Genomic DNA, 9,439 nt, shown 5'->3' with positions numbered 1-9,439 from the left:
GGGCCGGCGGGGCCGGCGGGCGGAAAAATGCTTTGCCGCCCGCCGCGGCCCTCACCGACCATGAGCCGTTGTGAGTAGCCCCCGCCGCCTCGCAGACCTCCTGCCCGATCTCTCGCCGTGGCGCTCCAGCCGCGACTTCCGCACCCTCTTCTTCCAGGGCGCGATCACCTTCTTCGGCTCCTTCATGGCGATGGTCGCCCTGCCCCTGCAGATCAAGGAGCTGACGGACTCCCCGCTCGCGGTCGGCGCGATGGGAGCGGTGGAACTGGTACCGCTGGTCGTCTTCGGACTGTACGGAGGGGCGCTCGCCGACGCCCTGGACCGGCGGCGGCTGATCCTGCTGAGCGAGGCGGGGCTCGGCATCCTGGCCCTGTGCCTGCTGGTCAACGCCCTGCTGCCGGATCCGCTGCTGTGGCCCCTGTACGTGGTCGCGGCCGGCGTGTCGGCACTGTCCGGGCTGCAGCGGCCGGCCCTGGACTCGCTGCTGGCCCGGATCGTGCCGCACGAGCAGATGACCGCGGCCGCGGCGCTCAACGCACTGCGCTACCAGATCGGCGCGATCGGCGGACCGGCCGTCGCCGGCCTGGTGGTCGCCTATGCCGGGTACGCCTGCGCGTACGCCGTCACCGTGGCCGGGTTCGCCGTCTCCGTCGTCCTGTGCACGCGGCTGTCCCCGGCACCGCCCGCGCCCGGCGCGGAAAGGCCCTCGCTGCGCGGGATCGCCGAGGGCGCCCGGTACGCGTGGAGCCGGCCGGTTCTGCTGGGAACCTACGCGGTGGACCTCGCGGCGATGTTCTTCGCCTTCCCCAACACGCTCTTCCCCTTCCTCGCCGACGAGCTCGACGCCGTGTGGGCGCTGGGCCTGATGTACTCCGCGGGCGCGGTGGGCTCGCTCGTGCTCGGCGTCACCAGCGGCTGGACCTCGCGCGTGCGTCGGCACGGCCTGTTCGTGGTGTGCGGGGCCGCGGTCTGGGGCGCGGCCGTCGTGGGCGCCGGCTGGTTCACCGACATTCGGGTCGTGCTGCTGTGCCTGGCGGTCGCGGGCGCCGGCGACATGCTCAGCGGGCTCGGCCGGGCGACGATCTGGAACCAGACCATCCCCGAGGAACTGCGCGGCCGGCTGGCCGGCATCGAGGTGCTCTCGTACAGCGTGGGCCCGCAGCTCGGCCAGGTCCGCGCCGGAACCATGGCCGGCTGGACCGGCACCCGCCCGGCGTTCTGGGGCGGCGGACTGCTGTGCATGGGCGCGGTGGCCGCGCTCTGCGCCCTCCTGCCCGCCCTGGTGACGTACGACGCCGACACCGACCGGGACGCCCGGCGCCGCCGCGAGGCCCGTGAGGCGGCGGGGGCCGGCCCGGCGGCCGGGGCGCAGGAGAGCGGCCCCCCGGCCTGACCCGTCCGGCCGCGCGGCTTGCGCCCGGCCCGCCCGGACCGGCGCATGCCGGATACAAGGGGGCGCGTACCGCTCTGGATGCGCCATTCGTGATCTGGACCTCCCCGCCCCTCACCACCCAGGACCTCACCGCCCTGCCCGCGCCGGGCCGTCCGGGCGGGCCCCGCCGGCGGCCGGCCGCCCGGCTGCGGCGGGCCCTCGCCGGGCTGGTGCCCGAGCAGGACCCGGACCTGGGCGAGGTGTTCCTCCCCGGCCCGCAGCTCGCGGTCGCCGTGGCCCGGCACGCCCGGCTCGACACCGCCCGCCTGGCGCAGGCGGCCAACGCCCGGGCGCCGGAACCCCGGCGGCCCCTGCAGGCAAGGCCCGGCCCGCGCCGGGCCCGGGACGCGTGGCAGACTCCGGCCGCACCGGAGGCCGTACACCAGGTGCTGCGCGTCCTGGAGGTGGTCGGGAGGTTCTCCGGCGGGGTGAGCCTGGCCCAGATCGCCCGGCTGACGCGGCTGCCGGGGCTGGTCCTGGCCCGGGTCATGGAGCGGCTGGTGCGGGCGGACCTGGCCACCCCGGTCGGCCCGGGCGCGTACGCGGCGGGGTCCGCCTTCGCCCTGAGCGGGGGCGCGGACGGGCCGGACACGCTGCGCGAGACCCTGGCCCGGGTCCGCGACGCGGTGGGCGCGGCCGTCTACGTCGCCCGGTACGCGGACGGCGAGGTCGCCATCACCCAGCACGCGGACTCGCCCAGTACGCCGCCCGTGGTGGAATGGGTCGACTTCCGCGCGGCGGCGCACGCCTCGGCGGTCGGCAAGGCGCTGCTGACCCAGCTCCCGTACGCGGACCGCAGGGACCACCTGGCCCGGCACCGGCTCGACCGGTTCACCCCGCACACCCTGACCAGTGAGCGGGACCTGTTCCGCGAGCTCGACGCCCGGCTGCCGCACGAACCGCTGCTGGACCTGCAGGAGTACGCCATCGGCACGGTGTGCGCGGTGGTGCCGATCACGGCCGGCCCCGACGCGGAGTGCCTGGCCCTGTCGATGCCGGCCCCCGAACCGCGGCGCCTGCGACAGGCGGCCGGGATCCCGCAGAGCGAGGCGGCCGCGGTCCTCTTCGCCCTCATCGTCTCCGGAGGCGCGCCGCCACAGCAGCGGACCGCATCGGAGACGGCCCCGGGCCGGGGACAGGGCCCGGGGGCGTGCCGTCACGGAGCGGACGGCGTCGACAGAGCCGGCCGGTGCCCCTCGGGGGTGTGACGGGCCCGCCGCCGGACACGGCGGGTGCCCCTCAGGGGACAGCCTGCACCCGCCGTGGGGCCGATCGAAGGTAAAGCACCCCAACGTCCCACTATGTGATTGATTCCGGCGGATCCGGTTCATATCGTCCTCGGCGTTCGACGTTGGCTGTCCTTCCGCCCCGCGACCACCGGAGGTCCGTATGCCCGGCCGCAAGTCCCAACTGATCCTGGCGGCGGCAGCGCTGCTCTCCCTCGGATTCCCGACGGCGGCCGCCGACGCCCCGAAGGAGGCGAGCTGCTTCGGGCGGGTCGCGACGATCACCGGCTCCGGGACGATCAACGGAACGGAGGGCAACGACGTCATCGTCGGGTCGGCGGAGGTCGACACCATCGACGGCAAGGGCGGCGACGACGTGATCTGCGGCCTCGCCGGGAACGACTCGATCGCCGGCGGCCTCGGCAACGACCAGGTGGACGGCGGCGACGGCAACGACCTCGTGCGCGGCGACCTGATCGGCACGAGGGCGAGCGTGGACGGCGGCGGCAACGACATCGTCTTCGGCGGCGCGGGCGACGACCGCGTCGGAGGCGACAGCATCTCCTTCGGCGGCAGCGCCACGGGCGGCGGCAACGACATGGTCTTCGGCGGGGACGGCAACGACCACCTGGTCGGCGACAGCCGGGGCGGCATCAACGCCTCCGGCGGCGGCAACGACATCGTCGACGGCGGCGCCGGCGACGACAACATCACCGGCGACTCCTCCGCCGAGGCCACGGCGACCGGCGCCGGCAACGACGTCCTCACGGGCGGTGCGGGCACGGACGCCATCATCGGCGACGGCAACTCCGGCCACAGCGCCCGCGGCCGCGAGGACGCCGGCAAGCCCTCCGCCTCGCGCCCGAAGCCCGCGGCCACTCCCGCGCCCCCGGCGGCGCCCGGCGACAGCGCGGCGGACAAGGCCACGGGCGGCAACGACGTCATGGACGGCGGCGACGCCGCGACGGACTCCTGCGACGGCAAGGGCGGCTCCGACATCTCCCTTGCCTGCGAGACCACGAGCAACGTGCCGTAGTGCAGCCCGCTGACGGACCGATCCCACTGCTCTTCTCCCCTGAGGGCGATCAGGAAGGACCCCTTCCGGACTGATCGAGGCCCCGCCCGGCCGACCGGCCCGGCGGGGCCTCCTCCTCGCGGCGGCCCCCCGGCGGTGGCGGCGCCGGCTACGACCGTACGGTGGCGGCGTGTTCGAGGACGGCCCGGACCTCCGCGGCGATCGCGTCCTCGTTCTGCTCGAACTCGGGCCCGGTCAGCGCCTGCGGGTCGGCCGGGAGGCCCGTCAGCACCGGCGTGTGCAGGTGGCCGCCGGGCCGGTGCGGGGCGAGTTCGCCGCGCAGCCGGTTGGAGCGGTACGCCACCTCGTTGGAGAGGTAGCCGCCCCCGCCGCCCGCGACGGCCCGCGAGCCCGTCGTCGGACCGTCGGTCCGGTCGACGGGGGCGGTGCCACCCGCCGGTATCTCGGTGACCGCGTTGTTCAGGCGCACCGGGAACGGTGTCTGCACGGCGGCGGTGACCGCGTCGGCCGGCAGGGTGGTGCGGATGAACTCCGGGCCCGCGCCGAGGCCGGGCGCGGTCACCGGGTGCTCGCGCGTGCCGCCGGAGAGGGCGCGCGCATTGTCGGGGTACGGGTCCGCGGAGCGGGAGCGGCCGGCCCAGGCCTCCAGGGTGAAGATCCCGGGATAGCCCTGGCTGACCGTGGTGATGATGTCCGCAGATGCGGGCCCGCCGGCCAGCCGCGGGGCGAAGGCGCGCTCGACGATGCCGGCGTCGAAGTCCGCGTACCGCACGGGGAGTACGACGGCGCGGACCTCGGCGGCGGTGCCGTCGGCGAGGGTGATGCGGCGCCCGTTGAGCCGCAGGACGGCGGAGCCGGAGGGGTTGGCGCGGCGGATCTCCGCGTCGAGGCCGAAGGGGTCGAAGCCGCTGACGAAGACGCGGCGTACGCCGGGGGCGGGGCGGAAGGCGTTGTCCTTCAGGCCGCGCGAGGCGTCCTCGAAGCGGGTCCGCAGGGCGGCGCGGTCGACGGTGAACGAGGGCTGCCAGCGTGCGAGTTCGCTCGTCATGGCGAGGCGGGCCCAGTACAGCGGCCGGTCGTCGCCCGCGGGGAGGTCGCCGCCGGGGCGCCGGCCCTGGGCGCGCTGGACGGCGGCCTGCCAGAGCGCGGTGCCCCAGGAGTCGAGGAGCCGGGCGGCTTCGGCGGGGTTGCGGGTGCTGCACAGGGCGGCGGGGAAGCGGCGCGTGAAGTCGCCGAGTCCGCCGCGGCCGACGAGTGCGGCGGTACGGGGATCCGCGAGGCGGGCCTGCTCCGGGTCGGGCGCCGCGGCGGACGGCGGGCGGCAGGCGGCGGAGCCGTCGTCCGCGTGGGCGGGGGCGGGAGCGGCGACGGCCGCGGACAGGACGGTGGCGAGGAGGGCCGCGGCGGACGCGGCGCGCCGTAAGGACATCATGCGATGTGACATTACAAAGCCCTCACGGCCCCCGACAGTCACCCCTCGGCCCTCTGGGGACACCGCCGGCGGATTCGGGACGGACGTCGGGGGAGGCCCGGCCGGCGAATCGTCCCTCGCCCGGCGGTGAGGCCGGTTCGGAGGGGCCGAAGGCCTCGTAGCGCCCGTCGGCCGGTGTCGAGCCGGTCGTCTCATCCTGCCCCGAGCCGAGCGACAGCCGGCGCCCGTCTCCCCGAGCGGGGGCCGAAGGTCCCTGATCCCCCGCCGGCGGGCCTGGTTGTCCCGGTCGGAATCGGGGCTCCCGGTCCCCGGGACCAGGACCCTCGGGACGGCCTCGCACCCCTGCGGACGCAGCAGGCTGATGCCTGATCGAACCGGAGGTGACCTGCATGTACGACCCGAACCGACCCGCCTCTGCCCGCCTCGACCCGACCCGGCGCCCCGCCGGATCCGGGCGCGCGGCCCCGTGGAGGCGAAGTGACGGGCGGGATCGGGCTCTGGTCCCCGCCGCGCTTCGCGCACGCGTGCGGTGCAGTGCTGCAGGTCGTCGGGCAGCCGGCCCGCCCTGTCGGCCGTGATCGTCCCACTCCCACGCCCACACGCCCTCCCACACACCGTCGCGCTCATCGGAGAAACGGAGAGCCCACCATGGACACCCGCCCGACCGGGACCAGACCCGCCGCGCCGACCTCCGGGCAGCGAACGCTGATGCTGACCCTGGCCACTTTCGGCTTCGCCCTCAACTTCTGGGCCTGGGCGCTGATCAGCCCGCTCGGCACGCGGTTCAAGGACTCCCTCGGCCTCAGTACGTTCCAGCAGTCACTGCTGGTCGCCGTCCCCGTGATCGTCGGCTCCCTGGGCCGTATCCCGGTGGGCGCGCTCACCGACCGGTACGGCGGCCGGGTGATGTTCCCGCTGGTGTCCGCAGCCACGATCGTGCCGGTGCTGTACCTCGGCCTCGTCGGGCACTCGTCGCTGCCGGAGCTGCTCATCGGCGGGTTCTTCCTCGGTATCGGCGGTACGTCCTTCGCCATCGGCGTCCCCTTCGTCAACGGCTGGTTCCCCCCGGAGCGGCGCGGCACGGCCATCGGCGTCTTCGGGGCCGGCATGGGCGGCACTGCGATCAGCGCGCTGACCACGGTGAACCTGGCCAAGAGCCACGGGGTCGCGGCCCCCTTCGTGGTCACCGCGATCGTGCTCGCCGTGTACGCGGTGGTCGCGCTGGCCCTGCTGCGCGACGCTCCGGGACGGACGGTGCCCACCGAGCCGCTGGCCCGCCGCCTCGGCGGTGCGCTCCGACTGCGCGCCACCTGGCAGGCCTCGGCGCTGTACGCCGTCGCCTTCGGCGGCTACGTCGCCTTCTCCGTCTACCTTCCGACCTACCTCAAGACCGCCTACGGACTCCAGCCGGCCGACGCCGCGAACCGGATGGCCGGGTTCGTCCTGCTGGCCGTGCTGATGCGGCCGGTCGGCGGCTGGCTGTCGGACCGGACGAGCCCCGTGCGGGTGCTGAGCTGGGCGCTGGGCGTCGTCGCGGTCGCAGCCCTGCTGCAGGGTTTCACCCCGCCGCTGGCCCCGTTCGGCACGGTGGCGTTCCTGACCATGGCCGCGGCCCTGGGCACCGGCAGCGGAGCGACGTTCGCCCTGGTCGCCCTGGTCGCGCCGACGAACCGGGTCGGCTCCGTCACCGGTGTGGTGGGGGCGGCCGGCGGCCTCGGAGGTTTCGTCCCGCCGCTGGCGATGGGCGCCCTGTACGGCAGCTACCACTCCTACGCGGCCGGGCTGGCAGCACTCACCGCGGTCGCCGTGGCCGCCGCGGTCTTCACCGCCACCCGGGTCCGCAGCGTCGTCCGGGCCTGATGGTCGCCAGCCGGTCGAAGGGGAGACCCTCGACATGTCCGGGCGTTGCGGGTGGCGGGCGCCGACCGGCATCCGGGACAGCACGGTGCCGCCGGGCTCCGCCGGTTGACGGCCCGTCCGAACCGTCCGAACCGTCCGGGCCTCTCGCCGCAGGCCCCGCTTCCGGCGAGAGGCCCCGCCAGGCCCCGAGCAGACGCCGCGGAAGGCGGTCACGCCATCCACCCGCCCCCCGACCGGGGTTCGACTTCACCTCCGCCCCGTCCCCGTGCTGCCCTGCCGGCCCCGCCGGCCCGGGACTCCGGGGCGGCGGCGGTCATCTGCCGGTCTTGATCACCTCGCGGTACCAGGCGTACGAGTCCTTGGGGGTCCGCTCCAGCGTCTCGTAGTCCACGTGGACGAGGCCGAACCGCTGTCGGTACCCCTCCGCCCACTCGAAGTTGTCGAGGATCGACCAGATGAAGTAGCCGCGGACGTCGACGCCCTGCTCCATCGCCCGGTGCAGGGCCCGTAGGTGCCCCTCGTGGTACGCGATCCGCCGTGCGTCCGCCACGCGCCCCGTGACGGGGTCGGGTCGGTCGCCGTACGAGCAGCCGTTCTCGGTGATGTAGAGCGGTGGCAGCCGGTCGCCGTAGCGCTCGCGCAGGCCCACGAGCAGTTCGCGCAGGCCGTCCGGGACCACCGGCCAGCCGAAGTCGGTCTTCTCGTACCCGTCGAGCTGCCGGATCCCGAAGGGCAGGTCAGCGGGGATGCCGATCCCGCCGAAGGCGGTGGCGGCGCCGCCCGGCTCCGGGGCACCGACGAGCATGGGGGTGTAGTAGTTGACGCCGTACCAGTCCAGCGGGGCCGAGATCGTCCGGAGGTCCTCCGCCACCGGCCCCGGCAGCAGTGCGGCCAGCCCCTCGTCCGGGTAGGCGCCGGTCAGGACGGGGTCGGCGAAGAGGCGGTTCGTGAGCAGGTCGTACAGATCGGCGGCCGCGCGGTCGGCGTCGGTGTCGCCCGCGGTCCACACGGGGCTGTGCGAGGCGGCCACCCCGATCCGGCGGGCACCGGCGGCGCGCAGGGCCTGGACGCCGAGGCCGTGAGCCAGCAGTTGGTGGTGGGCCGCGGGCAGGGCGTCGAAGACGAGCCGCCGGCCCGGGGCGTGCTCCCCGAGGCCGTAGCCGAGGAGGGTGACCTCGGCGGGCTCGTTGATGGTGATCCACATGGGCACGCGGTCCGTGAGGCGCTCCGCGACCACCGAGGCGTACGCGGCGAACCGCTCGGCGGTGTCCCGTTCGAGCCAACCGCCGCGTTCCTCCAGGGCGAGCGGGGTGTCCCAGTGGAAGAGGGTGGGCACGGGCGCGATGCCGCGGGCGCACAGCTCGTCGACGAGCCGGTCGTAGAAGTCCAGCCCGCGCGGGTTGACCGGGCCGTGGCCGTCCGGCAGCACCCGTGACCAGGAGACCGAGAACCGGTAGGCGCCGACGCCGAGACCGGCCATCAGGGCCACGTCCTCGCGGTAGCGGCGGTAGTGGTCGGTGGCGGTGTCGGCGTGCGAGCCGTCCTTGATCCTTCCCGGTTCCCTGGTGAAGGCGTCCCAGGAGGACGGCCCCCGGCCGTCGGCCGAGACGGATCCCTCGATCTGGAAGGCGGAGGCGGAGACCCCCCACAGGAAGTCCGCGGGAAAGGCGGGGAGACCGGGACGGCCGGGAAGGGGTGCGGGGACGGGCGCGGGCGCGGTCATGCGGGCTCACTTCGGTCGCCGGGTGCAAGTACAGGTGCAGGTGCAGGTGCAGGTGGAGCGCAGTGCGTGTGCCGCGCGGTGCCGTGCGGGCGGTGCGCTGTGTCCACCGCACTGTTGGGCCCCGGAGGCCGCCGTGTCAATGGAAAGTGAACAATCCTCAGTTCTTTGCGTCGGCGCGGGTCACCACCAGCGGCGGCCTGGCCCGTTCGGCCGCCCAGTCGTGCACCCGCACCAGGGCCGGGTCGGCGAGGCCGAGCGCCTCGTCCACCGTCGGCCGCTCCTGCACCCGGTCCCCGAAGTCGCAGCGCTCCACCAGGGCCGGCAGCACGGCCACGGGCCAGGCGTGGTTGCGTACCTCCTGCCAGGACCCGTCGGTGCGCCGTAGCCGTACCACCAGATCCTCACCCGGACGGTACGGAGCCAGGGGCGCCCTCCCGCCGCCGCCGATCCGCAGCGACGCGTAGTCCGAGCCGGTGCAGTCGGGGTCGGTGCTCAGCAGCACCAGCGGAGCCCCCGGCCGCAGCAGCCGGCGGATCTCGGTGAACACCGCCGGCACCGCCTCCTCGGTGGGCAGCGAGGCGAGGACGTGAGGGCACATCACCGCGTCCGCGTACTCGTCCGGGAGGCCGGTCGCCCGGCCGCCCTCGACGAGGTGGAACTCGGCGACCGCCCCCGCCCCGCTCCGGGCCGGCGCCAGCATCTCGGGGGAGGTGTCCACGCCCACCACCCG

The 9,439-nt window shown here is 75.2% G+C and carries 6 protein-coding genes and 1 pseudogene; 4 read left to right on the top strand and 3 right to left on the bottom strand.

Going from position 1 to position 9,439, the window contains the following annotated elements; translation table 11 throughout:
• Positions 1-70 precede the first annotated feature (70 nt).
• From HYE82_RS29480 to HYE82_RS29470, 3 genes and pseudogenes are all read left to right on the top strand, one after another.
• Positions 71-1,393, top strand: a complete 1,323-nt coding sequence (locus HYE82_RS29480) for an MFS transporter (protein ID WP_309144486.1) — start codon at positions 71-73, stop codon at positions 1,391-1,393.
• Positions 1,394-1,818: 425 nt separating this feature from the next.
• Positions 1,819-2,463: pseudogene (locus tag HYE82_RS29475) on the top strand (IclR family transcriptional regulator C-terminal domain-containing protein); the annotation flags it as partial.
• Positions 2,464-2,821: 358 nt separating this feature from the next.
• The gene (locus HYE82_RS29470; protein ID WP_179177236.1) at positions 2,822-3,694 is read left to right on the top strand and encodes a calcium-binding protein; all 873 of its coding nucleotides are present in this window, start codon (positions 2,822-2,824) and stop codon (positions 3,692-3,694) included.
• A 148-nt stretch (positions 3,695-3,842) separates the two neighbouring features.
• Here HYE82_RS29470 and HYE82_RS29465 read toward each other — a convergent pair whose 3' ends face one another.
• Positions 3,843-5,126: a pyroglutamyl peptidase gene (locus HYE82_RS29465; RefSeq protein ID WP_179177235.1), complete on the bottom strand. Its 1,284-nt coding sequence runs from the start codon at positions 5,124-5,126 to the stop codon at positions 3,843-3,845.
• A gap of 648 nt (positions 5,127-5,774) precedes the next feature.
• Here HYE82_RS29465 and HYE82_RS29460 point away from each other — a divergent pair.
• Positions 5,775-6,986, top strand: a complete 1,212-nt coding sequence (locus tag HYE82_RS29460; protein ID WP_256987871.1) for an MFS transporter — start codon at positions 5,775-5,777, stop codon at positions 6,984-6,986.
• A 313-nt stretch (positions 6,987-7,299) separates the two neighbouring features.
• On the opposite strand, the gene HYE82_RS29455 is transcribed toward HYE82_RS29460, so the two are convergent.
• Both HYE82_RS29455 and HYE82_RS29450 read right to left on the bottom strand, forming a co-directional pair.
• Positions 7,300-8,709, bottom strand: coding sequence for a GH1 family beta-glucosidase (locus HYE82_RS29455; RefSeq protein WP_179177234.1), 1,410 nt, complete (start codon positions 8,707-8,709; stop codon positions 7,300-7,302).
• Positions 8,710-8,866: 157 nt separating this feature from the next.
• The coding region (locus HYE82_RS29450; protein ID WP_179177233.1) for a class I SAM-dependent methyltransferase at positions 8,867-9,439 on the bottom strand (573 nt) is incomplete at its 5' end.

Origin of the sequence: Streptomyces sp. BR123 (assembly GCF_013401435.1) — a bacterium.
GTDB lineage: Bacteria > Actinomycetota > Actinomycetes > Streptomycetales > Streptomycetaceae > Streptomyces.
Note: the sequence above shows the minus strand (reverse complement) of the source record. Positions and strands in the feature narration are given on the sequence as shown.